This is a genomic window from Alkalihalophilus lindianensis (assembly GCF_032843265.1).
GTDB lineage: Bacteria > Bacillota > Bacilli > Bacillales > Bacillaceae_D > Alkalihalophilus > Alkalihalophilus lindianensis.
In genome coordinates this window covers 1-232 of record NZ_JAWJBA010001111.1, presented here as the reverse complement: position 1 = coordinate 232, position 232 = coordinate 1, and the positions used below count along the sequence as shown (strand labels likewise).

Sequence of the window (232 nt, the reverse complement as noted above, 5' to 3'; positions counted from 1 at the left end):
TACCCGTTTTTGAAAATTGTCATGATGAACTTATTCTTCAAGCCTTTCAAGAAGGATTTCGTGATGGTTCCAATATAGCCATTTATGCAACCCATGTAGAAGCGAGAGATGCAGCGAATCTTGCAAAAAAGCGTTCTCGTAAGCGGAAGAACCAACCGACAGCTACGGAACAAATGGATCTCCTTCTAGAGAAACCAAAGGAAGAAACTCCTGTTTCCGATCCGGAAAAACC

Annotated in this window: 1 pseudogene; it reads left to right on the top strand. The window is 42.2% G+C overall.

The features are described 5' to 3' along the window. A pseudogene (locus tag RYX56_RS25545) lies at window positions 1-232 on the top strand (IS5/IS1182 family transposase); the annotation flags it as partial.